Annotated in this window: 21 protein-coding genes; 10 read left to right on the forward strand and 11 right to left on the reverse strand. The window is 60.2% G+C overall.

The window, feature by feature from the left end:
• From QM649_RS01635 to glgX, 3 genes are all read left to right on the forward strand, one after another.
• Positions 1 to 441, forward strand: coding sequence for a response regulator (locus QM649_RS01635; RefSeq protein ID WP_415197258.1), 441 nt, complete (start codon positions 1 to 3; stop codon positions 439 to 441).
• Positions 420 to 1,964: an ATP-binding protein gene (locus QM649_RS01640; protein WP_415197259.1), complete on the forward strand. Its 1,545-nt coding sequence runs from the start codon at positions 420 to 422 to the stop codon at positions 1,962 to 1,964. Before QM649_RS01635 ends, QM649_RS01640 begins: the two co-directional genes overlap by 22 nt.
• Positions 1,965 to 2,044: 80 nt before the next feature.
• Positions 2,045 to 4,180: a glycogen debranching protein GlgX gene (glgX, locus tag QM649_RS01645; protein ID WP_415197260.1), complete on the forward strand. Its 2,136-nt coding sequence runs from the start codon at positions 2,045 to 2,047 to the stop codon at positions 4,178 to 4,180.
• A gap of 35 nt (positions 4,181 to 4,215) precedes the next feature.
• Here glgX and QM649_RS01650 read toward each other — a convergent pair whose 3' ends face one another.
• From QM649_RS01650 to queF, 3 genes are all read right to left on the reverse strand, one after another.
• Positions 4,216 to 5,412 (reverse strand): glycosyltransferase, encoded by a 1,197-nt coding sequence (locus QM649_RS01650; protein WP_415197261.1) that lies wholly within the window; start codon positions 5,410 to 5,412, stop codon positions 4,216 to 4,218.
• A 7-nt stretch (positions 5,413 to 5,419) separates the two neighbouring features.
• A complete protein-coding gene (locus QM649_RS01655; protein WP_415197262.1) occupies positions 5,420 to 6,661 on the reverse strand; it encodes a spinster family MFS transporter in 1,242 nt (413 codons plus the stop codon).
• A gap of 106 nt (positions 6,662 to 6,767) precedes the next feature.
• Positions 6,768 to 7,184, reverse strand: coding sequence for a preQ(1) synthase (gene queF, locus QM649_RS01660; protein WP_415197263.1), 417 nt, complete (start codon positions 7,182 to 7,184; stop codon positions 6,768 to 6,770).
• 175 nt (positions 7,185 to 7,359) lie between these two features.
• Here queF and QM649_RS01665 point away from each other — a divergent pair, with 175 nt between their 5' ends.
• The 6 genes from QM649_RS01665 (at position 7,360) to QM649_RS01690 (ending at position 13,544) form a co-directional block, all read left to right on the forward strand.
• Entirely contained in the window at positions 7,360 to 8,598 is a 1,239-nt protein-coding gene (locus tag QM649_RS01665; protein WP_415197264.1) for an efflux RND transporter periplasmic adaptor subunit, read from the forward strand.
• 11 nt (positions 8,599 to 8,609) lie between these two features.
• Positions 8,610 to 9,611, forward strand: coding sequence for a tetratricopeptide repeat protein (locus QM649_RS01670; protein WP_415197265.1), 1,002 nt, complete (start codon positions 8,610 to 8,612; stop codon positions 9,609 to 9,611).
• A gap of 94 nt (positions 9,612 to 9,705) precedes the next feature.
• The gene (locus QM649_RS01675) at positions 9,706 to 11,034 is read left to right on the forward strand and encodes a TolC family protein (RefSeq protein WP_415197266.1); all 1,329 of its coding nucleotides are present in this window, start codon (positions 9,706 to 9,708) and stop codon (positions 11,032 to 11,034) included.
• An 89-nt stretch (positions 11,035 to 11,123) separates the two neighbouring features.
• A complete protein-coding gene (gene hpnJ, locus QM649_RS01680; protein WP_415197267.1) occupies positions 11,124 to 12,602 on the forward strand; it encodes a hopanoid biosynthesis associated radical SAM protein HpnJ in 1,479 nt (492 codons plus the stop codon).
• A 94-nt stretch (positions 12,603 to 12,696) separates the two neighbouring features.
• Positions 12,697 to 13,158, forward strand: coding sequence for an EamA family transporter (locus QM649_RS01685; RefSeq protein WP_415197268.1), 462 nt, complete (start codon positions 12,697 to 12,699; stop codon positions 13,156 to 13,158).
• Complete coding sequence (locus QM649_RS01690) at positions 13,158 to 13,544, forward strand: EamA family transporter (protein ID WP_415197361.1); 387 nt, start codon at positions 13,158 to 13,160, stop codon at positions 13,542 to 13,544. Before QM649_RS01685 ends, QM649_RS01690 begins: the two co-directional genes overlap by 1 nt.
• Positions 13,545 to 13,564: 20 nt before the next feature.
• Here the strand turns inward: QM649_RS01690 and QM649_RS01695 are convergent, their stop codons facing one another.
• The 7 genes from QM649_RS01695 to hpnA all read right to left on the reverse strand — a co-directional run bounded on the left by QM649_RS01695 (position 13,565) and on the right by hpnA (position 21,843).
• Positions 13,565 to 15,427, reverse strand: coding sequence for a glycoside hydrolase family 15 protein (locus QM649_RS01695; protein ID WP_415197269.1), 1,863 nt, complete (start codon positions 15,425 to 15,427; stop codon positions 13,565 to 13,567).
• A 75-nt stretch (positions 15,428 to 15,502) separates the two neighbouring features.
• Positions 15,503 to 16,909: a hydroxysqualene dehydroxylase HpnE gene (gene hpnE / locus QM649_RS01700; protein WP_415197270.1), complete on the reverse strand. Its 1,407-nt coding sequence runs from the start codon at positions 16,907 to 16,909 to the stop codon at positions 15,503 to 15,505.
• Positions 16,909 to 17,892 carry a phytoene/squalene synthase family protein gene (locus tag QM649_RS01705; protein WP_415197271.1) on the reverse strand — a complete coding sequence of 328 codons (984 nt, stop codon included), beginning with the start codon at positions 17,890 to 17,892 and terminating at the stop codon, positions 16,909 to 16,911. The genes hpnE and QM649_RS01705 overlap by 1 nt, the downstream gene beginning before the upstream one ends.
• 56 nt (positions 17,893 to 17,948) lie before the next feature.
• Positions 17,949 to 19,007, reverse strand: a complete 1,059-nt coding sequence (locus QM649_RS01710; protein WP_415197272.1) for a zinc-dependent alcohol dehydrogenase — start codon at positions 19,005 to 19,007, stop codon at positions 17,949 to 17,951.
• A gap of 39 nt (positions 19,008 to 19,046) precedes the next feature.
• Positions 19,047 to 20,162, reverse strand: a complete 1,116-nt coding sequence (locus QM649_RS01715; RefSeq protein ID WP_415197273.1) for a zinc-dependent dehydrogenase — start codon at positions 20,160 to 20,162, stop codon at positions 19,047 to 19,049.
• 14 nt (positions 20,163 to 20,176) lie between these two features.
• Positions 20,177 to 20,851, reverse strand: coding sequence for a nucleoside phosphorylase (locus QM649_RS01720; RefSeq protein WP_415197274.1), 675 nt, complete (start codon positions 20,849 to 20,851; stop codon positions 20,177 to 20,179).
• Positions 20,848 to 21,843: a hopanoid-associated sugar epimerase gene (hpnA, locus tag QM649_RS01725; protein WP_415197275.1), complete on the reverse strand. Its 996-nt coding sequence runs from the start codon at positions 21,841 to 21,843 to the stop codon at positions 20,848 to 20,850. The genes QM649_RS01720 and hpnA overlap by 4 nt, the downstream gene beginning before the upstream one ends.
• Before the next feature lie 103 nt (positions 21,844 to 21,946).
• On the opposite strand from hpnA, the gene QM649_RS01730 reads away from it, so the two are divergent.
• A complete protein-coding gene (locus tag QM649_RS01730; RefSeq protein WP_415197276.1) occupies positions 21,947 to 22,984 on the forward strand; it encodes a hypothetical protein in 1,038 nt (345 codons plus the stop codon).
• A 50-nt stretch (positions 22,985 to 23,034) separates the two neighbouring features.
• On the opposite strand, the gene QM649_RS01735 is transcribed toward QM649_RS01730, so the two are convergent.
• Positions 23,035 to 24,357: an inositol-3-phosphate synthase gene (locus QM649_RS01735; RefSeq protein ID WP_415197277.1), complete on the reverse strand. Its 1,323-nt coding sequence runs from the start codon at positions 24,355 to 24,357 to the stop codon at positions 23,035 to 23,037.
• Positions 24,358 to 24,447: the final 90 nt, after the last annotated feature.

Raw genomic sequence — 24,447 nt, forward strand, 5'->3', positions numbered from 1 at the left:
ATGCCAGAGCCTTTGAAAACCATCCTCCTCGTCGAAGACGACCCCGACCACGAAGTATTAACCATTCGCGCGCTGCGCAAATCCAATATCGCGAATGAAATCCGGGTCGCACGGGACGGTGAGGAAGCCATCCGCATTCTTTTCGGCTCTGACCCCGACTCGCTGCAGTCCGCACCGCAGGTCATCCTGCTCGACCTCAAGCTGCCGAAGATCGACGGCCTCGAAGTTCTGCGCCGCATCCGCGAAAGCGACAAGACACGAATGCTGCCCGTTGTGATTCTCACCTCCTCGGACGAAGAAAGCGACATCGTGCGCAGCTATCGTCTTGGCGTCAACAGCTATATCCGCAAGCCTGTCAATTTCAACGAATTTGCGGAAGCTACCCGGCAGTTAGGCATGTACTGGCTGGTATTGAACGAATGCCCACCTCTCAGCAACTAAACGGCACCCCATTACGCGTCCTCCTCGTTGAGGACAATGCAGATGACGCTTTCATCCTCGAGCGTCATCTGCGCCGCGCTGGCTATAGCGTTTTCGTGCGCCGGGTCGAAACAGGCGAAGACATGCGCGAGGCGCTCAGCGCCGAGTCTGCCTGGAATGTCATCCTCGCCGACTATCATCTGCCCACGTTCAGTGCGCCCGCCGCTCTTACCCTACTCAAGTCCACCGGGCACGATATTCCTTTCATCATGATGTCCGGCGCTGTCGACGAAGAGACAGCGGTCTCTGCCATGCGCGCCGGCGCTCACGATTACATCGCGAAGCAGAACCTCGCACGCCTTGTCCCTGCGATCGAGCGCGAGGTGAAGGAAGCGGAAGCCCGCCGGGCCCGCCGCCAGACAGAGTCCGCTCTTCGCTCGATGGAAGAACGTTTCCATCGCCTCGTCGAGGCGATGCCTCTCGCTCTGCTGATCAGCGATATCGATGGCCGCATCACTTACGCGAACCAGGGCATCGAGAACCTGCTCGGCTACTCGCAGGCGGAAATCGCCAGTGGCGCGGTAACACTTTCGCGCATCTTCGGAACCTCCGGCATCGGGCTTCCCTGCGCGGTTGGTCCATCCAAGACCAGCGAGCCCGCGGAAGTGGAATGCATCAACGCCTCAGGAGCGCGCGTCCCTGTTCTTGTGGGTTCGGCCGAGCTCAATCCCGGATCACAGGACAGCGCCCCGCAGATCGCCGCTTTTCTTGTGGACCTTACCGAGCAGCGCCGAAGCCAGGAAGTCCTTCGCCGCACCGAGAAGCTGGCGGCGGCAGGCAGGCTCGCAGCCTCCATCGCGCACGAAATCAATAACCCGCTCGAAGCGGTGACGAACTGCCTCTATCTCCTTGGCCAGATGCAGTTCGACGAGCAGGCCCGTACCTTCCTCGATCTTGCGCAACGCGAGTTGAACCGCGTCGTCCACATCACCACCCAGACGCTACGCTTCTATCGCCAAAGCACCAAGCCCATTGAAACCGACCTGCACGAGCTGCTCGAAACCGTCGTCGCTCTCTATGAAGGCCGCCTCCGTTCACAGTGCATCCAGATCGAGCGCGAATACGGCCAGCTGCCTCCGGTCGTGGTGCATGACGGCGAGATTCGCCAGGTCATGGCCAACCTGCTCGGCAACGCGATCGATGCGATGGCCTCCAGCGGGGGCCGCCTCGTTCTACGCACTGCAGTCAGCCGCGACTGGGCGACCGGCCGGGAAGGTTTCTCCTTCACCATTGCCGACACCGGCACCGGCATCGACGCGGCCACGCGCGCCCATCTTTTTGAGCCGTTCTACTCCACCAAGGGCATCACCGGCACCGGTCTCGGCCTCTGGGTAAGCCGCGGCATCGTAGAAAAGCACGGAGGCCGCATTTCGCTGCGCTCGCATGCCGCGCAGAACGGGGGCACCGTATTCCGCATCTTTCTGCCCTTCGCCGCACCGCCTGTCGAGATCGCCAGCACGCCGTTGTTACAAGTCACCGCCTGAGCGAAGACACAAGCAACGTTCCTGTCCCCGCGTGCCTCTGAACGAGAAAATACCGTCTCAGAGGATCGCGAGGACGTTCGATGGAACTCAAGCTTCTACCCGGGAAGCCTTACCCGCTTGGCGCAAAGTGGGATGGCACCGGGGTTAACTTCGCTCTCTTCTCGGAAAACGCCACCGGCGTCGAGCTTTGTCTCTTCAACGAGAACGACGAGCAGACCCATCGCCTGGAACTGCGCGAGACCACAGCGTTCGTATGGCACTGCTATATCCCCGGCGTGCATCCGGGCCAGCGCTACGGCTATCGCGTTCACGGCCCATGGAATCCCGAGCAGGGACAGCGCTTCAATCCCGCAAAGCTTCTCGTGGACCCTTATGCGCAGGCCATCTCCGGCCGCGTCGACTGGAGCCAACCGATCTTCCCTTATCAGTTCGGAGGAGAGGACGCCGATCTCAATCGCGATGAGCGCGACAGCGCCGCAGGCGTGCCGAAATGCATCGTAGTCAATCCTTACTTCGACTGGGAGCATGACCACCCGCTGCGCACGCCGCTCGCGGACTCAGTGATCTATGAGACCCATGTGCGCGGCTTCAGCATTCAAAACCCCGAGGTCCCCGAACAACTGCGCGGCACCTATGCCGGGCTTGCATCGCCTGCCAGCCTGCGCCACCTGAAGAAGCTTGGAGTCACGGCCATCGAACTGATGCCGGTGCATCACTTCGTCAACGACAGCCACCTCGTCGAGAAGGGCCTCACCAATTACTGGGGCTACAACACCCTCAGCTATCTCGCGCCCGCTGGCCGCTATGCCGCAACTGGAGAAGACGGCAACCAGGTCTCCGAGTTTAAGGCCATGGTCAAGGCTCTGCATCGCGAGGGCATCGAGGTCATCCTCGACGTGGTCTATAACCACACTGCGGAAGGCAATCATCTTGGGCCGATGCTCTCCATGCGTGGCATCGACAACGCGACCTACTATCGCCTTGTCGCCGACAATCCGCGCTATTACATGGACTACACCGGCACCGGCAACAGCCTCAATGTGCGCCATCCACAGGTGCTCAAGCTCATCATGGACTCGCTCCGTTACTGGGTCACCGAGATGCATGTCGATGGCTTCCGCTTCGATCTTGCCGCCACTCTCGCGCGCGAGTTGCATGACGTCGATCGCCTCAGCGGCTTCTTCGATATCATTCACCAGGATCCGACGCTCGCCGACGTCAAGCTCATCGCAGAGCCATGGGACGTAGGCGAGGGCGGCTACCAGGTCGGCAACTTCCCGATCCTGTGGGCGGAGTGGAACGGCAAATATCGTGACACAGTGCGGCGTTACTGGAAGGGCGACGACGGCCAACTCTCCGACCTCGGCTATCGCCTCACAGGATCGAGCGACCTGTATCAGCACGATGGCCGCCGCCCCTATGCGAGCATCAACTTCATCACCGCGCATGACGGCTTCACTCTGCATGACCTCGTCAGCTACAACGACAAGCACAACGAGGCCAACGGCGAGAACAATCAGGACGGCGCGAACGACAACAACTCCTGGAACATGGGCGCTGAGGGCGAGACTCATGACGAGGGGATCTGCTACGCGCGACAGCGGCAGATGCGCAACCTCATGGCGACGCTTCTTCTGTCACAGGGCGTACCCATGATCTCCGGCGGGGATGAGATCTGCCGCACGCAGGGCGGCAACAACAACGCCTACTGCCAGGACAATCCCATCAGCTGGTATGACTGGTCCCCCACAGAGGAAAAAGAGGCGATGGTGGCATTCGTCTGCCGGCTCATCGAGATGCGCAAGACGCATCCGAACCTGCGTCGCAGAAAGTTCTTCCAGGGCCGCGCCATTCACCACTCCGCCGATATCGCCTGGTACGGCACGAACGGCAAGGAGCTGAGCGAGGCCGCGTGGAATGCCGGCTGGATTCGCAGCTTCGGTATGCTGCTCAACGGGCAAACACTCGAGGCCACTGACGAGCTCGGCAACCAGGTGAGCGACGACACCTTCCTGATCCTCTTCAATGCGCATCACGAGGCCGTGAGCTTCGCTCTTCCGCGGCCGCCCGCCGGTGGCCGCTGGCGCGTCACCATGAACACCAACGACCTCGCCAATCCGTTCAAAACGGTGCATACCCGCACGCGCATCAAGGTCGAAGGCCGCTCGACGATGTTGCTCTGCGAGAAGAAGGCGAAGGAAAACATCCTGCCCTGAAGGCTTGCATCATGCGTGGGCTGGCAGCTGACTACTTAGCGCACCGGCCCCGCATGCTTCTTCAACTCTGCCAGGGGATAGAAGGTGCCGCGCCACTGGACTCCGCCGCGCGAGAGCGTAACAACCATTGAGCGCAGAATGGAATAGACCATCACGCACAGCCCGATGGGGAAGGTCACGCAGTACCACGTGGCGATACCGGTATAGCGGCGGTAATAGCGATAAAGCAGGAACAGCATCAGCAGAACCGTCACTGCCGGCCAGACCAGCGCGTGCCCTAACGACGCTGCCGCAAATGGTCCTACGCAAAATGCCGTCATGCCTGCGCACGCCAGTACAGTGATCCATACGGTAAAGCGGAAGACCGCGAAGAAATTCTTCGTGATGTTGCGGACCATGCCGGCGAGTCCCACAGCCCAGCGCACTCGCACCATGCCCTTGCCGAAGGCCACGCGCTGACGGTATCCCTGCCGCTTTACCTCGACGCCAAAGCGCAGATCCTCAAGCACCTCAAGCCTCAGCGCCTCAAAGCCACCCATCGCGCGATACACATCGGCGCGCACCATGTTGAAGGCGCCCACGCCGATCGACTCCTTCGCCTTCGGATCGGGGATCTTCCAGAAACGCGACGAAAGCGCAGCGATGCCTTGAAAAACGGCAATCATCATACGTTCGCCGAACGACTTCAGAATCAACGTCGGAAATACGACGAGATGATCGGCCTCATGCTCCTTGGCCACGCGCCCTTCCGCGAAGTTCACAGCACGGAGCAGCGAGTCGGGCGTGTAGAAGATGTCCGCATCCGTAAAGAGCAGCCATCGTCCCGAGGCTTGCCGCGCGGCACAAGCCATCGCATGCGTCTTGCCCATCCAGCCTTCAGGCAATGCTTCGATATGCACAACGCGCATCAGGCGGCCGGCTGCCGTTGCCTCGGCCGCCACGCGATCCATGATCGCGCCGGTCGCATCGGTCGAGCGATCGTTCACTGCGACGATCTCGATCGTCAGCCCCTCGACCGCCAGCAATGTGCGCAGCGCAGCTTCGACCGCTTCTTCTTCATTTTTCGCCGGTACGATCACCGAGATCTCCGGCGTCTCGCTCTTTTCGCGCGGCAGACCGAACCGCGCATCCAGCAGATCGGGGATTCGGGGCAGGTTCCGCAGCGCCTGCAGCGTCGAAACCACCCACAACAGCGCAATCAGCCAGTCCACTGACAGCAGGGCTACGTGCATCGTCGTTCTATTTCTCTTCCTCAAGCGGCATCGCAAAGCGCGCCCCTGAAAACAAAATGATCCCTGAAATAAAGAGCGCCACAACCGTGATGCTCAGTCCCACGCGCAGATTGAACCTGTCCGACAGCAGCCCGACCAGATGAGGCGAGGAAGCATCACCCAGCGCGTGAATAAGAAAAAGGTTCAGCGAAATCGCCGTGGCGCGGATCGGCGCTGCAACCGAGTTCACAATCGCTGCATTCAGCGGCCCATTGCCAAGAAACAGGAAGAACTCTGCCGCGAAGGCCGCCGGAATCAGCAGCTTCAATGGTCCGAAGAGCACCAGCGCCACAAAAGGGATCGAGAGCAGCGAACCCCATCCCGAAACGAGATAGAGCGCGCGATGATTTCGCCGCATCCATCGCTGCGCAAGCCATCCACCCACAGCCGTTCCAACAAGGCCGTCTACCACAGTCACTGCGCCTGCAACGGTCCCAGCCTGCCCAACACTCATGCCCGCGAAGCGATGAAAGAAAGTCGGCAGAAACGTAGAGAGAGCGCCGACCGCGAACGTCCATGCAGCGAGCCCGAGCGTTGCCGTCCAGAAGGACGGATTCTGCCGCAGCCCGCGCAGCGTGGCGCGATTCTCTGTCGCCTGCAGGCGATCCGCACTGCCCTGCTTCGGCTCCTTCAAAAAGAAGAATGCAATGGCGATGAGCACACCCGGCAATGCCGCCACATAAAACGGTGCGCGCCACCCGTAATGATCTCCCACGATTCCGCCGGTGAGATAACCCAGCGCGCCGCCGATCGGAATCGTCAGGTAGAAGATGCTGAGCACGCGATTGCGTGCCGTCTCCGGATAGAAGTCCGCCAGAAGCGACGGCGCGAAGATGCTGAAGGTCGCCTCACCGACGCCCACCAGGGCATGCCGCAGCAGCAGCGTCTCATAGCTATGGACCTTCGCCGTGTAGAGCGTAGCCACGCTCCATAGCAGAGCACTGATGATGATCAGGGGTTTGCGGCGAAAACGGTCCCCGAGCCACCCCGTCAGCGGTGCGGCAAGCATGTATGTGAAGAAGAACGCCGAAGTCAGCAGCCCCATCTTCGCGTCGTTTACGCCGAACTCCCGCTGCACCAGCGGCTGCACACCCGGCAAGATGTAACGGTCGATGAAATTTAAGAGGTTGAGCGCTGTGAGAAGAAACAGCGCAAGCCCTGCCGTGCGCGCGGCAGGAATTCGTGCGCTCGCTTGGGTGGCTGCAGGCATTCCGATGAACTAGAGGATAGCTGAAACCGTGAATCTAGGTTGAGTCCTGACAAAGAAACGCGGCCCGTTCGAACCGGCCGCGTCTTTGTTGTGATCCTGCTGAAGACTATTCTTCGATTTTGGGCCGGGGCCAGCGAGCCTCGACGATGGTCGAGATGCCGCCACGCGGACGAAAATCACCGGTCACAACTGCCCAGACCGGGTCGCACGCCTTCACCACATCTTCGAGGATCTGGTTCACGACGTTTTCCTGAAAGATGCCCAGATTGCGGTAGCAGAAGAGATATTCCTTCCACGACTTGAGCTCAAGGCAGCGTTCGCGGGGCATGTAGCGCAGCTTGATGACGCCAAAATCCGGCAGGCTGGTCTTGGGGCACACCGAGGTGAACTCCGGATCGTCGATCAGGATCTCATAGGCCGGGAATTGGTTCGGCCAGGTGTCGATCGGAGGAAACGCGAAGTCGAGACCTGCGCTGGCGTGGTCGTCGGTGTAGCCGGTGCGCTGGGTATTGGATGTGCTCATACCCCGATTGTAGAAGATCTCGACGCAAACCCGACGGAGCGAGCTTCTGCTTTCTGTCGTTCCCGGTGGTCCGGAACTGTGTCAGACATCACACAGTCGCATATTTTTTGACGCCCACTCCCATCTTCAGGAGTCTTATATACTTACAAGGTTTTGAGGTGGTTTTCACCCACGCATGGTTACGAAGAGTAAATCGCGAAATACCCGTTGGATTTGGCTGGCGACTGCCATTGCCCTGCTGCTGATCTTTTACGGCGTCCATATGCTGACGCGCACCAAGGTGCCCATCCGTGTCGCGGAGGCCGAGCGCGGCGAGCTTCGCAGCACGACCTCCACCAATGGCAAGGTCGAGCCCCAGGTCAACTTTGAAGCGCACGCCCCCTTCCCTGGCGTCGTCAAGGCGCTGTACGTGCATGAAGGCGAGAAGGTGAAGGCAGGCCAACTGCTGCTCGAACTGGACGACTCCGATGCGCGCGCGCACGTCGCCGCCGCTCTTGCCACGCTGCGTGCCGCGCAGTCCGGCTATAGCGACACCCTCGCCGGCGGCACACAGGAAGAGCGCCTCTCACTGAACAGCGATCTTGCCAAAGCGCAGATGGATCGCGATCAGGCAGCGCGCAGCCTGGCTACGCTTGAGAAGCTCCAGCTTACCGGCGCCGCTTCCGCCAATGAAGTGAGCAGCGCAAAAGATCGTCTTGCCGCCGCGGATCAGTCGCTCGCTTCGACGCAACAGCGCAAGACCAACCGCTACAGCTCCGGCGACGTCGGCCGTTCAAAGAGCACGCTCGAAGAGGCACAGGCGGGCTACGCCGCCGCGCTCGACAGCCTGAATCAGGCGCACGTGCATGCTCCCTTTGACGGCACGGTGTATGCCCTGCCCGTCTCCCGTACTGAATACGTCCAGCAGGGTGATCGTCTGCTGCAGATGGCCGATCTCGAAAAGATGCAGGTACGCGGTTATTTCGATGAGCCGGAGATCGGCAAGCTGAAGGTTGGTCAGCCTATCACCATCGCCTGGGATGCGCGCCCCAGTGAGATCTGGCATGGCTCCGTCTCACGCGTGCCATCCACGATCATCACCTACGGCACCCGCAACGTGGGTGAAGTACTCGTAACGCTCACGGACGCGGACGGCAACCTGCTCCCTGCTACCAACGTGCGCATCACCGTCACCACGGCAAACGAGAGCGACGCACTTTATATTCCGCGCGAAGCCCTGCACACCGAGGCTGGCCAGGACTACGTCTTCCGCGTAGACAAGGGTATCCTCCATCGCGTCATCGTCATCCCCGGCAACATCAACCTGACCCAGGTTGAGATCCGCAGCGGCCTCAAGCAGGGCGATGTCGTCGCGCTGAGCAGCACCAACGGCCAGCCGCTGGGCAACCGCACGCCAGTCACCCCCGTGCAGTAGGTAGCGTTCGATTGTTTCGTCCCCGCACTCTCGTTCTGGCAGCGGCGCTGGTGACCACCACCATCGCCGCGCACGCCCTGTCTGCGACAACCACGGGCGAGGCACAGGATGCCCTCAACCGTGGCCAGGCGGATCGCGCCCTTAGCATTCTCAATGACGATCTTCAGCAGAATCCCACAGACGCCCTCGCGCTGAACCTGCGCTGCCGGGTTTATTACGCGGAAGAGCGCTGGGATGAAGCCATCGGCGACTGTGCCCAGGCCGTGCGTCTCTCGCCGCAGAACAGCAATTTCCATCTCTGGCTCGGCCGCGCGTACGGCGAAAAGGCCAGCCGCGTAAATTTCGTTACCGCCTACAAGATTGCCAAGCTTACCCGCGAAGAATTTGAAGCTGCCGCCAGCCTCGACCCTCACAACGGAGAAGCTCTCTCGGACGTTGGCCAGTTTTATATCGAAGCACCGGCGGTACTCGGCGGAGGCGCCTCCAAGGCGCAGGCTGTAGCGCAGCAACTCCAGGCCTATGCCCCGATCCGCGCACACGAACTCCTGGCCCGCATCGCCGAACAGAAAAAAGACTACGGCACCGCAGAGCAGGAGTTCCGTCAGCGGGTCACACTCGCAGCCGACCTCACGCCCGCTGATGCCGCCCAGACATGGATGGATCTCGGCAGTTTCTACCGTCGACGCGCGCAGTGGGATCAAATGGAGTCCGCCTTGCTCAGCGGAGCGAGCAAGGCTACCGATCACGGCCCGGCGCTCGTGGACGGCGCATCGACGCTCATCGAGACGAAACGCCATCCCGAACTCGCCACACAGTGGATGCAGCAGTATCTCTCAGGTAGTTCCCTTAGCGAAGATGCCCCCGCCTTTGTCGTGCTGGACAAACTCGGAAGCCTGTACCGCAGTCAGGGAGACACCGTGCAGGCCGAGAAGTCCTATACAGCCGCACGCGCATTAGCCACAGGCTTTACCGGCACGCGGCAGGAATCAAAGAAAGTGCAGTCCGGACGTTAGTCCACTAACCCGTCCGGTCGATAGCCCGTGCCGGCGAACACAGATCGTCACCGGGCAACTGGCAAGAGGACGATAGAATGAAGCTGTTTTCTCTATGAATCAAAAGGCATTCCATACCCGGATCGCCGTTGCGCTCACGGCCTGCGCTCTTGCCGCGACCCCTCACGTGCATGCCCAGGTTTCGCTGGCCTCGGTCGTCGACCTCGCCATGCGCAACAGCAGCCAGGTCCGCATCGCCCAGGCCAACGTGCAGAAGGCCGCAGCCGGCTTATCCGAATCCAAGGACGTGTATCTGCCCAGCGCCGTACTCGGTTCGAGCCTTGGTTACTCCTACGGCTTCCCGGTCGGCCAACCCTCCGTCTACAACGTCGCACTGCAGTCGCTTATTTATTCGTTTTCGCAACCGGACTACATCCGCTCGGCGCGCGCATCGCTGGAATCGGCACAGATCAGCCTGAAGGACGACCAGGAGCAGGTCGCCCTCGACACCACGACTGCCTATATCCAGCTTGACAATGATCTGCAGCAGATCGCGGCGTTGGATGAGGAGAAACAGTTCGCGGACAAGCTGGTCTCGATCGAGCAACAGCGGCTGCAAGCCGGCGTAGACGGCCGCACCGAGCTGACCAGGGCCGAGCTTACCTCTGCGCAGGTCGACGAAAAGCGCATGCATCTGGAAGACGATGCCGACGAGATGCGCCAGAAGATCTCACACCTGGCCGGCATCCCGACTGCAGGCCTGACCACGGACCGTGCCAGCGTCCCAGCCGAGCCGAACTTCACGGATGCCTTGGACTCCAACGCGATCGCGTCGAATAACAGCATCCGCGCGGCTTACCTGAATGCCAAGTCGAAGACGCAGATCGCGTTCGGCGACGAAAAGCAAAATTACCGCCCGCAATTCGGTTTCGGCCTCGAATATAACCGTTACGCCGAGTTCAACAACTACAACGAGTACTACCTGCGCTTCCAGCACAACAACTTCGACGTCGGCGTCCAGATCACCTTCCCCATCTTCGACGCAAGCCGTCGCGCCAAGGCCCGCGAATCGGCGGCCGACGCTGCGCGCGCCAATGTCGAGGCCAATCAGGCCAAGGAGAAGGTCAGCGAACAGGTGCTTGTACTCAACCACGGCATTCGTGAACTGAAGGTCCAGCGCCGCGTTGCGCAACTCCAATCCGAGCTGGCGCAGGAGCAGCTCGCCACCGTCGAAGCACAGCTTCAGGGGTCTGGCAGTGGCGGTTCGCAGCCGCAGGTCACCCCTAAGGATGCTGCTCTCGCTCACATTGAAGAGCGCGAGCGCTACGAAGGAGCCCTCGACGCGCAGATGCAGCTGATGCGCTCCGAGCTTGGACTGATGCGTTCGCTGGGCGAGGTTGCGAACTGGGTCCACTCGTCGGTAGCCGCCACGCCGCAGCCCTGAGCACACCCCGTACCGTTCAGGTCAACGATTTTGATTTCTTTAAGTTAGCCGCGCTTTGATGCGCAAATGGTAAAATAGGTGAGATTGCCATGCCTCTGAAAACACTGTTTCTGAATCCTCCATCCTTCGAGAACTTCGACGGCGGCGCAAGCTCCCGCTGGCCTGCAACCCGCGAGATCGAGTCCTACTGGTACCCGGTATGGCTGGCTTACCCTGCCGGCATGCTCGAAGGCTCCAAGCTTCTCGACGCTCCGCCGCATCACGTCTCTGCGGAAGAGACGATCGAATTGGCGAAGAGCTTCGACTTCCTGGTGCTCTTCACCAGCACCCCGGGCTGGACGGGCGATCAGAAGCTGGCTGAGGCCATCAAGCGCGCCAACCCGAACATTCGCATCGCCTTCGTCGGGCCGCCGGTCACCACCTCGCCGGATCGCGCACTGAACGAGTGCTCCGTCATCGACTTCGTTTGCCGCCGAGAGTTCGACTTCTCGACGGTCGAGTTTGCCAACGGCAAGCCGCTCGACGAAATCCTCGGGATCAGCTACCGCAAGGACGGCCAGATCGTACATAACCCGGATCGTCCGCAGGTCGAAGACCTCGACGCGATGCCCTGGGTCACGGATATCTACGCCCGCGACATGGACGTGACGAAGTACAACGTTCCGTTCCTGCTGCACCCCTACGTTTCGCTTTACTCGACGCGCGGATGCCCAGCGCAGTGCACCTTCTGCCTCTGGCCGCAGACGCTCTCGGGCCACGCGTGGCGCAAGCGCTCCACCGATGACGTCGCCGCCGAAATGGCGCACGCCAAGAAGCTCTTCCCGCACGTAAAGGAATTTTTCTTCGACGACGACACCTTCAATATCCAGAAGGCTCGCACCATCGAGCTCTGCGCAAAGCTGAAGCCGCTCGGTCTCACCTGGTCCTGCACCTCGCGCGTTACCACCGACCGCGAGACGCTGAAGGCCATGCGCGAAGCCGGCTGCCGCCTGCTCATCGTCGGCTACGAGTCGGGCGATCCGCAGATCCTCAAGAACATCAAGAAGGGCGCCACCGTCGAGCGTGCGCGTGACTTCACGAAGGATTGCCACGATCTCGGCCTGACCATCCACGGCGACTTCATCCTCGGCCTGCCCGGCGAGACGAAGGAATCGATCCGCAACACCATCAACTTCGCCAAGAGCCTGGACGTTGAAACCATTCAGGTCTCCATCGCGCACGCCTACCCCGGCACCGAGTTCCACGAGTACGCCAAGGCGAACGGCTTCATCATCAACGACGGCAAGATGGTCGACGAAGAAGGCCACCAGCTCGCGCACATCGAGTACCCTGGTCTGCCCAAGGAGTACGTGCTCGAGATGGTTCACCGCTTCTACGACGAGTACTACTTCCGCCCCAAGGCAGCATGGCGCGTCGTTTCGAAGGCGATCATCAACCGCGACCTCAAGCGTCTCTATGCCGAGTCGAAGTCCTTCCTCAAGCTCCGCGCGCAGCGTAATCGCGTTGTGAAGCAGGCCAAGGCGCAGCAAGGGTCTGAAACCACTACGCCGGCCAAGGCTGGCGCATAAACCTGAGCAGCAACGGGAAACGGCCAGCAGATTCGCTGGCCGTTTCTTCTTTTCGAGCATCAAACACCTGTCTTAGCCTTTGTCCGGAACGTAGATGACCAAATCCACCATGACATTGCCGCGCTATCTGGTGCTGGCTGTCGTCGCCGTCACAGCCCCACTGGGTGACACCCTACTCAGCGTAGGCATGAAGAAGGTCGGCCCGGTCGATCTACACCACCTCTCCTCGCTCATCCACGCCATCGCCGTACCCCAGGTATTTCTCGGGATCGCGCTGCTCATCGGATTCTTCGCGTCGTATCTCGCGTCTCTCTCGTGGGCCGATCTCACCTATGTTCTGCCCGCAACTTCCATCGGCAATGTCATCGTTGCCCTGCTGGCAAAGTTCTGGCGTCATGAGCAGATCTCTCCCCTGCGCTGGCTCGGAATCCTGCTTATTACCATGGCTGTTGGCTTTGTGGCACAAGGCCCCTCCTACACAGAAGTCGAAGACTCCGGCAAGGATCACGCTGACTCCGATTCAGCCGCGTTGCCGCAGCGGGAGCGTGTCTCGTGATGATTCAGAATGCCGGCGCCGATGCCCTCATGATCGGCTCAGTCGTCGTCACCGCAACCGTTGGCGACATCATGATCGCCTCCGCCATGCGCTCCATCGGCGACCTCGATGAAATCCGGGCCAAGCGCGGCATCTTCGGCGCAATCGGCGCCGTTCTGAGCAGCGTGAAATTTATCACCGGTGTGACGTTCATGGCCCTGAGCTTCTTTTCGTTGCTCTTCGCCCTGAGCAATGCGGATCTGAGCCTTGTCGCTCCGGCGACAGCGTCACTCACCTTTGTGACCAACGCCGTCGCTGCAAAATTCTTTCTCAAGGAAGCCGTCGATCGCCGCCGCTGGATCGCCGCGATACTTGTTTGCGCCGGTGTCGCTCTCATCACGCACTAAGCAATTTGCTCACGGCGCGCTTAACGCCACGCCGTGAGTGAATGCCCGTCGTTCAGTGCCTTGTCGAGATAGGTCGCCGCACTGATCAACGCAAGATGCGTAAATGCCTGCGGAAAGTTCCCCAGGTGCTCGCCGCTCGATCCAAGCTGCTCGGCATAGAGTCCGAGATGGTTCGCATAGCCCAGCATCTTCTCTAGAAGTAAACGCGCCTTGTCCACCTGGTGCGAACGCGCCAGCGCCTCCACAAACCAGAAGGAGCAGGCTGTAAAGCTGCCTTCGCTTCCGCTCAGTCCATCCACATTGTCAGAAAGATTGTTATAGCGATAAACCAGTGCGTCCTCGGTCAGGCGCTCCTCGATCGCCTTCAGCGTCGAGAGCCAGCGTGGATCTGCCGGGCTGATGAAACGCATCAGCGGCATGAGCAATACCGAGGCATCCACAGTTTCCGCCCCCTTGTACTGCACAAACGACTGGAGATTCTCGCTCCAGAATTCCTCGAAGATGCTTTCGTAGATCTCATCCCGCACTTTGAGCCATCGTTCAAAGGGTGCGGCGAGCGACCGCTTTTCTGCCAAGCGGATCATGCGGTCAAAGGCAACCCAGCACATCAGCCTTGAGTGGAGGAACTCTTTCGCGCCGCCGCGCACCTCCCAGATGCCTTCGTCCGGCCGTCGCCAGTTCTTCTCCAGCCAATCCATCGTGCGCTTGATGCCCTTCCAGCCGTCATAGGTGATCGCGTCACCGTACTTGTTGGCCAGATAAACGGCGTCCAGCAGCTCACCGTAAATATCGAGCTGAAGCTGTTGATAGGCGGCATTGCCGATGCGCACCGGGCGGGAATCACGGTATCCGCGAAGATTTTCGAGGATTTCCTCATCGATCTCCTGATTGCCGTCGGGGCGATACATCACCTGCAGCGGACCATGCTCGGCATCTTCATGCACGCGCTGGCGCAGCCAGCGCGTAAATTCCGAAGCCTCTTCGACGAATCCGAGTCGCATGAATGCATAGAGCGAGAAGGCTGAATCGCGCAGCCACGTGTAGCGATAATCCCAGTTTCGCTCGCCACCCACGCGCTCCGGCAGCCCGAAGGTTGCAGCCGCAATCAACGATCCATACTCCTGGCTGCACATCAACTTCAGCGTGAGCGCTGAGCGATTCACCATTTCGCGCCAGCGACCCTTATAGTTCGATCTCGAAATCCATTCGCGCCAATAGCGTGCTGTCTCTTCAAAGTGCTCGACGATGTTCGCCTTGTCGAGCTCCGCGTAATCGGACTTCTCTTCCTTGTCCACTTCACCGAAGGCCAGCATCGCAGTTTCACCGGCTTTGAGCGTGAACTTCGCTACTGTGTCGTTACCATCAATTTCGATCGGAAAAGTCGCGTGCAGAGCCATGCTGGGCTGCTGTTCCCCTTCGGGCACAAAGCACACTGCATCCTGATTCCTGTTGGCCGTATGGCTTGATCGCGCATAGTTGAAGCGCGGTGCGCAATGCATTTCAAACGGCACATCTCCCTTCACCACGCGCAGCATGCGGATGATGTGGTGCCCGTAATGGCTCTTCGTCGGATCCTCCACGACCGGCATGAAGTCCGTAAGCTCCACCACGCCATCTTCCGACAGAAACCGTGTCAGCAGGATGTTTGTATCGGGCAGATACATCTGCTTGATGCGCATATCCGGCATGCACGGCGCGAGCTTTAGATGGCCACCCTTGTCCGGATCCAACAGCCCGGCAAAAACACTCGGTGAATCGAAATTCGGAAAGCAGAGGAAGTCGATGCTGCCCTCGATACTGACCAATGCGATCGAGCGCATATTGCCGATCACACCGTAGTTCTGAATGGGCTGGAAGGCGGGTTCGTTCTTTGTGTCTGGCATGTCACTGGCTTAGAGTGCGCAATCCCCCGGAAAGGTTGATACGTATTTCCGAGAGAGTTCGATGTCGCCGAACGCCTATGTGAAAAACTTCATCCATCCCGTGGGCTGTAGGTCAGGGACCAGAAACTTTGTTTCGTCCTGATTCGTATGCGCAAGGGCCTCAGCTGCGATGTAACCGCTGCGCACGCCGCTCTCCATTGAGGAAGGCCAGCCCGTCGCCGTCCAGTCCCCTGCCAGATAGATGCTCTTCCACGGGCTCTCCGGTCCGGGGCGCAGTGTATCGAGCGGCGGTGGCAGGTTGCAGGTTGCGTGCATTTCCTTGATGACTGTGGCCTTCACCAATACCGCCTCCGCCACTTCTGGCAGAAAGCGCGCCAGCTCTTCCATCGCAAGGTCGATGATTTCGGAGCGCTGCATCTCGGCCATGCTCTTTGACGAAGTGACCACCAGCTCGATATAGCTGCGCCCCCCGTTGGCGTGGCCCGGTTGCAGCTTTGACTTGTGAAAGAGCCAGTGGAGCGGCGAATCGAGCAGCGCCGCATGCGTAAGATCGGTGACCTCCCGGTCGAACCACAGGTGCACGCTGACGATCGGTGCATGCGAAAAACTTCCGAGGCCTAAAGTCAGTTGCCGGCTCGCGTCGCTGCGGGGCAGCCCGGACATCAGCTCATCCAGCGCGTCGACAGGCACAGCCAGGATCACATTGTCACTATGGAAGGCTTGCCCATCCTCAGTGCGTGCCCTCCACTGTTCGCCAATGCGTTCAAAGCATGCGACGTTCGTGCGCAGATGTACCTTCCCGCCCCGTGCTTCGATGTACTGCTGCGCGCGGCCGTGCAACTCGCTCAGCGGCAGCCGCGGGATGCCCATGCTTCCGCCCTCCGCAGAAAGCAAGAAGGCTTCGCGAAAAAGTTTTACCGCATGCTTCAGCGGAATATGCTCTGGCTCCTCGTTCAGCGCGTTCACCAGCAGTGGATGCCAGAAACGCCGGATTGCGGCTTCTGTCTGCTGGTGATGCTCAAGCCATTGCGCAAGGCTCTCTTCTTCCCCGTCGGGCTTATGAAAAAGGAAGGCGCGTATACCAGCCGCAATCGTGATCTTGTCAGAGGTCGAGAAGCAGCTGGCCTTGAGGAGCGAGGCGGAGAAGTGTAGCGGCGCTGGCATCGACGATGGCTCGAGGATGCTCCTTCGTCCACCAGGTTCAAGCAGTGTCAGTGCACGGAACCATGAGATTTCATCTTCGAGACCGAGCCTGCGATAGAGGTCGATGAGATTTGTGCAGCAGCCCAGCAGCACATGCTGGCAGTTATCTATCACTTCCCCAGTCCCCGGGTGCTCATATGAGCAGGCGCGGCCACCGAGATACGATTGCCGCTCCAGCAACTGCACGCGATAGCCATGATCCGCCAGCGCGCATCCCGCCGCGATTCCCGCAACGCCACCGCCCACTACAATCACGGCCTGGCGAGCGGGAGGAGGCATCAGCGTCCTCCGCTTACCCTTACCAGCAGAGTCCTCAGGATACCCAGCCCCAGGAAGCTGAGTTTCTTCGCCGTGGAAACCTGTACCCGCTCCGTGAACACATCGAAGCGCTTCAACTCGATCTCGCGCAGCAGCTGGTGGTAGATGCGAATCAGCACCCACAACGCAGGCCGAGCGTCGGACGAAATCAGTGGCAGCAGCGCCTGGCCGGATTTGTAATAGTGCTCGGCACGATTTGCCTCGAAGGCCAGCAGGCGCCTTACATTCTCGTTCGGAGCGCCGCCACGTTCAGCCAGCGTAGCGAGACCATCCAGCTCCACACCTTGCGCACGCAAATCTTCAAGCGGCAGATATACTCGCCGACGTTCAACATCTTCCTTCACATCCCGCAGGATGTTTGTGATCTGAAAGGCAATACCCGTCTCTTCCGCCAGCTTCTCCGCGCGTGGATCGGTATAACCGAAGATACGAATGCAGACCAAGCCCACCACCGACGCAACGAGATAGCAGTAGTGATAGAGCTCCTCGAAGCGCTCATAGGTCTCGAGCGGCATAGAAGCGAGATCACTCACCGCGAGTGCATCCCGGCGTAGATCCATCGTCACGCCCTCCACCAGCTGATCGAGCAGCTCATGCGAGATGGAGAAACGCACCTGAGCGTCGCGCAGCGCGATGAATACCGGGTCGGACGTTGCGCCGCCTGCCGCGGCTGCATGCCATGCCGCCAGCCATGCTTCCATCGTCCTGCGCCGCTCGGAGAGAGGTACCCGTTCGTCATCGGAGATATCATCGGCATGGCGCATGAAAGCGTAAACCGCGCAGATGGCATTCCGTTTCGCTTCGGGAAGCGCAAGGAAGGAATAGTAGAAGTTCTTCGCCTCGCGCCGCGCGATCTCGCGACACGTACGGTAGGCTTCCTGAATTTCCGGCGAGTTCTTGAGGGTCACGCCGCAGCCACCGGCTGCCGCATCGGCAGCGCGCACTGAGCTTTCGCGCCGTTCATCTTGGAAATCATCTTTGCAGTCATCTGCCGTGGACCTTACGGAATAATCGCCGTCTTGATATCGCCCAACCCATCCTGCCGCGTGCGCTTCAGATAGCTCTGCAGCACCGCATCCAGATCCGCCAGCGGAGCGCGCCCGGTAATCGTCTCGCGGCTCTTGTACTGGCCGCTGCGAATCATCTCGAATGCGCGGCGTACAGTACCCGGTGTGTGATGGAACGTAGCCTTCAGCGTGATGTCGTTATAGTGCAGGCGATTCGTATCAAGTTCCACCTTGGTGCCCGAGGCTGGTCCACCAAAGAAGTTCACCGTTCCGCCCTTGCGCACCATGTCCACGGCCCATTGCCAGGTCTCGGGAACCGCGACCGCTTCGATGGCGATATCCACACCACGGCCTTCCGGCGTCAGGGCACGCACCGCTGCAATCGGATCCTCGACCTTCGTTGTCTGCACCACCCACTCGGCACCGAAGGTCTTCGCCGCGTCCACCTGGGCGTCATGCTTCACCACCGCGATCACGCGCACGCCAGCGATCTTCGCTGCCTGCATGAACATCAGCCCGATCGGACCCGCGCCGATGACTGCCATCAGATCGCCCGGCTGCGCCTGGCTCTCTTCGAGGCCTCGCACCACGCAGGCCAGCGGCTCAGTCAAAGCTGCGTGCTCGAAGGGTAGCTCTTCCGGCACCAACAAAGTGTTCTTTTCGACGATGCGCGCCGGGATGCGGATGTACTCCGCATATGCGCCGTTGTTGAACAGCAGGTCGTCGCAGAGATTCTGCTGACCTTTCCTGCAGAAATAGCACACATCGCATGGAGCCGAGTTCAACGCCACAACGCGGTCGCCTTCGCGGAAAGCCGTCACACCCTCGCCGACTTCATGCACTGTACCGGCCAGCTCGTGACCAAAAGGAATGGGTGGCTTCAGCATGCGCGCGTGATAGCCCCGCCGATAGACCTTCAGATCGGTCCCGCAGGTGAGCGCCGCATGCACCTTCACGACGATCTCACCCGGTCCGGCCTTCGGTACGGGCAGCCGTTCAATCCGCACATCCTCTCGCCCGTAGAGGACCGCCGCTGTCATTTCCTGACCCATTTTCTGGTACGTCTCTTCCCTGTTTATTCTCTCAGACCGCTATTCATGACCCGGATGGATGAATATCTTCATCGACTGCGCCGTAGGATGCGAAGCAACATCAATCGCCTCGACCGCCTGCTCAATCGAATAACGGTGCGAGATCAGCTTCGTCAGATCGAAGCCGTTCGCGTAGCCGTCAAAGACCAGCTGCGCACCTTCGTCCTGAATCTCAACGGACGCACTGTACGAGCCGATCAGAAACTTCTCATCCATACAGATCGCCGCCGGATCAACCGTCGCCTCGCCATGCTGCGTCTGCGCGAAAAGCAGTACACGGCCACCGGGCCGCGCCGCGTCCATTGCCGTCTTTATCAGTGAATCCACGCCCACTGCCAGGATCACCGCATCCGCCCCGCGGCCTTCGCTCGCTTCACGTGCAGCAGCGACCATATCGGTCTGGCCGGAGAGGATCGGATGCTTCAGCCCATAGCTCGCAGCTACGGCATGGCGCTCCTCATAGAGGTCCGCAGTCAGCACCTTCGCGCCCGTGCGTGCTGCCAGCGCCGCAAGCAGAATGCCGATCGGACCCTGGCCAATCACCAGCACAGTCTCGTCCGGCTGCAGATCGAGGTTCTTAATCGCCTTGTAGCAGGTATTCACCGGCTCCACGAACGCCGCCTGCTCGAATGGCACGCCATCGGGAATGCGAATCACGCCACCGTCCACGATCCAATCCATGACGCGCACATATTCCGCAAAGCCGCCGCCCGAAGGCTCGAAGCCCGCCGTGATACCAACCTTCTTGTAGACCGCACACTGCGCGAAAGTCTTCTTCCGGCAGTAGTAGCAGCTTCCGCACGGAATATGATGGAAGGCCATCACGCGGTCGCCCACGGCAAACTTTGTCACACCCTCGCCGACAGCAACCACCGTGCCCGCGGTCTCATGCCCGAAGATACGCGGAGCCGAATGCGAGCCGGTGTGAATCTTCTTGAGGTCGGTACCGCAGATGCCGCACGCCGCCACGCGGATCAGGATTTCGCCCCGGCCGATCTCCGGCACCGGGACCGTCTCCACCCGCACATCGTTCACGCCGCGATAGACAGCAGCGCGCATGGTCGTGGGAATCGCACCGCCTGCGACTTCATTCGTTACTGCAGAAGCTGTAGCCATGGTTATCCCTTTGATTATAAAGACTGGCGCAAAGACTCACGCGTGAGGTCCGCCAGCTCCGCCGCGGCTTTGCGGCTATTCGTGCCGAGCTTCGCCAGGGAGCGCCAATACCACGGCCGCATCCCCACAAACTGTAGAAACGGCAGCATGCGCAGCTGGCCCTGGTTCGAGATAAAGCGCCCGAAGTCCGGCAGATCGTCGAGATATCCGTCCGAGACGCCTTTGAAGCAGTAGAAGCCCAGCCGATACTCCTTCGCCAGCCGCGCCACCGCCGCCGCTTCCATATCTACGAGAACGGCGCGGTTTTGTTCCGCGAGCTTGCGCTTATCGGCTGCCCGCGCCACGTAGTTCAGCGTCAGCAGCCGTGTTCCTTCGGCGTTTTGCGACTCATAGCGCTTGCCAGAAGCCAGGTGCACCACCTCGGTGATGCCGCTCGCCATGCCCGGCTTCAGCCCGCAGGTCAGCGCTCCAGCCCAGCCATAGGAGACCAGCACCTCCGGCTCGAAGCTGCCGCGCACCGCATTTACCGCGCGATTCGCCGCCGCTGCGCCCATGCCCCCCGCCACGGCAACGCACTCATGCTCACCCAGCTTGCCGGACCAGCTATACTTGCCCGTCTGCTTCCAGCCTTTTACCAGCGGAGTCAGCTCGCCGGGAATCGCCGCCACAATTGCAATCCGCGTGCTCATGATGCGGGCGCGTACCCGTGCGCGCGAAACCAGTCGATCGCTGTCCGCAGAGCCTCGTACACCGGGATCACCCGGAAGCCGAGCTCACGCTGCGCCTTCGCCGACGAAGCGAACATCTTTTTCTTGCCCATCCGCACCGCCTCTACCGTTGCCCGCGGCTCCTTGCCGCGAATCTTCCCCGTCCACGTCTCGTCGAAGAACGCAAAGGCCATGGCCACGTTATGCGGCACCTTCATCGTGGGAGAAGGCAGGCCGGTGATCGCAGACATCTTGTCGAGAATCTGCTTCAGCGTCAGATTTTCGCCGCCGAGAATGTACCGCTCACCCGGTCGCCCGACTTCAAGCGCAGCAACATGCGCCTTCGCCACCTCGCGCACATCCACCAGATTCAGTCCGGTGTCGACATAGGCTGGAAACTTCTTATTCAAAAAGTCCACGATGATGCGCCCGGTCGGCGTCGGCTTAATGTCCTGCGACCCGATCGGCGTGGTGGGATTCAGGATCATCACCTGCTGCCCTGCACGCGCCGCTTCAATCGCTACCTGCTCACCCAAAAACTTCGACCGCTTGTAGTGGCCGACCATGTCCGCGAGCGAGACCGGTGTTGTCTCGTCCACGATCGTGCCGTCTTCCTTGAAGCCCATCGTCGCTACGCTCGAAGTGCAGATGACGCGCCGCACTCCCTCTTCCTGCGCGATGCGCAGCAGTGAGCGTGTGCCCTCGACATTCGAGGCATACATCGTCTCCGGTTCGCGCACCCACAGCCGGTAGTCCGCGGCCACATGCATCAACGCATCGCAGCCCCGGATCGACGAGCGAAGCGTCTCCGGCTTCAGCAGGTCGCCGACGATGGTTTCCGCAGGCAGCCCTTCAAGATTAGTGAGCTTGCTGGTCGCGCGCACCAGCAGGCGCATCTCCGCGCCCTGCGCTGCAAGCGCCTTCGCGACATGCGCGCCGACAAATCCCGTTGCTCCAGTAAGAAAAATTTTCATACGTTGCGTAAAGGCTTATTTTACGGGAAGAAAGGCGCATTCCCCGCTCAGGAAAACTTACCTTCTCAGCCTCGTTATACTGGCGCCCATGCGAAAGATATCCATGGAGGATCTGGCAGCCGCGATCGAACACGCCGGGCTGCCCCCGGAGACACTCGTCCGCATCCAGGCGGAGCTCCGCCGAGAGCCGGACACCGTTCCCAACTTCGAGGCTGCGCACGTCAGCTATTACCTGGGCGCGCTGCTCATCATCGGTGCCATGGGCTGGTTCGTTACCAGCTCATGGGATACGCTCTCCGGCCAGATGCTCAGCGCCATCGCACTCGCCTATGGCGCACTCTTCGGATGCACCGGATGGCTGCTCTTTCAAAGAAACGCAACAAAGATTCCCGGCGGCCTACTTGTCGCGGTAGCGGTTTCCATGACGCCGCTTGCCATTTATGGGATTGAAAGAGCCGTCGGCTGGTGGCCGGTCTCCGATCCCGGCGGCTACAGCAACTTCCATCCCTACATCAATGGCAGCTGGATCGCGATGGAGATCTCAACTGTCGTAGTCGCGCTGACCGCTTTGTGGTTCGTCCGCTTCCCGTTCGTCGCCGCACCTGCGGCCTATGCGCTGTGGTATCTCTCCATGGACGCATCCGCATATCTCTTCCACGCAAATTGGAGCTTTCATCAGGAATGCATGATCTCGACGGCCTTCGGCATCGGCATGCTGATCTGCGGCTATCTTTTGGACAGTCTCTCGGAACTCGACTTTGCTTTCTGGTTCTATCTCTTCGGCCTGCTCGCCTTCACCGGCGGATTAAGCCTGATGGGCAGTGGCAGCCAGCTCGGACGTGCCGTCTACTGCCTTATTCACCTGCTGATGATCGCCGTGTCCATCATCCTGCAGCGCAGAGCCTTCCTGGTCTTCGGCGCACTCGGGGTCTTCGCATTTCTCGTAAGCGAGGCAGAAGGCTACTTCCACGATTCTTTTGGATTCACGATCGCCCTGACCGTCATCGGCGCGCTCTTCATCGCGCTCGGCATTCTCTTCAAGCGCAACAGCGAGGCCATCGAAGGCCGGCTGGCACCGCTCGCGCCTGAGCACATCCGCCGCCGCAGAGAAGCTCACCGCTCACTGCGCCTTCAGCCTTGAAACGCAAAGCGCGGCCGAATCCGGCCGCGCTTTGCGTTTCGTGATCAGGTTTAGTCGTAATATTCCAGACCCAGGTGCGTGATCAGTTCCTCGCCCTTGATATGGCGCAGCGTGTTCTTCAGCTTCATCTGCTGGATGAACAGGTCGTGCTCCGGGTAAAGCCCCTCGGCCGTCTGCGGCGACTTGAAGTAGAAGCTCAGCCACTCCTGGATGCCACGGTGCTTCAGCCCCGGCGTGCGCTGTGCAAGGTCGAGGAAGAGGACGAGATCGAGCGCCAGCGGAGCGGCAAGGATCGAATCACGGCAGAGGAAATCCACCTTAATCTGCATCGGGTAGCCGAGCCATCCGAAGATGTCGATGTTGTCCCAGCCCTCTTTGTTATCGCCGCGCGGCGGGTAATAGTTGATGCGGACCTTGTGGTAGATGTCCTTGTAGAGCGCCGGATGGAGCTCGGGCTGCAGGATGTAATCGAGCACGCCGAGCTTCGACTCTTCCTTCGTCTTGAAGGACTCCGGATCGTCCAGCACTTCGCCATCACGATTGCCGAGGATGTTCGTCGAGTACCAGCCGCTCAGACCCAGCATGCGCGACTTGAAGGCCGGGGCCAGCACCGTCTTGATGAATGTCTGACCGGTCTTGAAATCCTTGCCGCAGATGGGCGCACCGGTCTGCCGTGAGAGCTCGATCATGCACGGTAGATCGACGGTAAGGTTCGGCGCACCGTTCGCAAACGGAATACCTTCCTTCAACGCCGCGTAGGCATAGATCTGCGAAGGTGCGATGCCGGGATCGTTGTCGACCAGACCCTTCTCAAACGAAGCCAGCGTCTGGTGAACCTCGGTCGGCTCCAGGAAGATCTCCGTCGAGCCGGTCCAGATCATCACCACGCGATCGACCTTCTGGCGGAAACTCTGGATGTCGGCCCGCACCTGCTGCGCAAGATCACACTTGCTCTTGCCGGTCTTTACGTGTGTGCCGTTCAGGCGCTTCACATAGTGCTGATCAAAGACCGCGGGCATCGGCTTGATGCTCTCAAGGAATGGCTTGATCGTCCGCAGATGGTCCTTGTCGAGCACCGCGGCATGGCTCGCCGCCTCGTACATGTCTTCCGGAAAAATCTCCCAGCCGGCAAACTCGATATCGTCCAGCGATGCGAGCGGCACGAAGTCCTTGATCAACGGGGTGTTATTGTCGGTCCGCTTCCCGAGCCGGATCGTGCCCATCTGGGTCAGCGACCCGACCGGCTGGGCCAGCCCTTTACGCACTGCCTCTACGCCGGCGATCAACGTGGTGGCCACGGATCCCATGCCGACCACCATCACTCCAAGTTTTCCGTTTGCTGGCTGAATGGTTTCAGCCTGAGGTGTAGACATCGCTTGCAGGTTCTCCTCACTGATTTGCCTGTGCACCAGACATGTCAGTCTCACCCGTTCAAGCATGAATCGACAACACCAAAAGGCCCA

It is taken from the genome of Silvibacterium sp., from assembly GCF_047605705.1.
Classification (GTDB): domain Bacteria; phylum Acidobacteriota; class Terriglobia; order Terriglobales; family Acidobacteriaceae; genus Silvibacterium.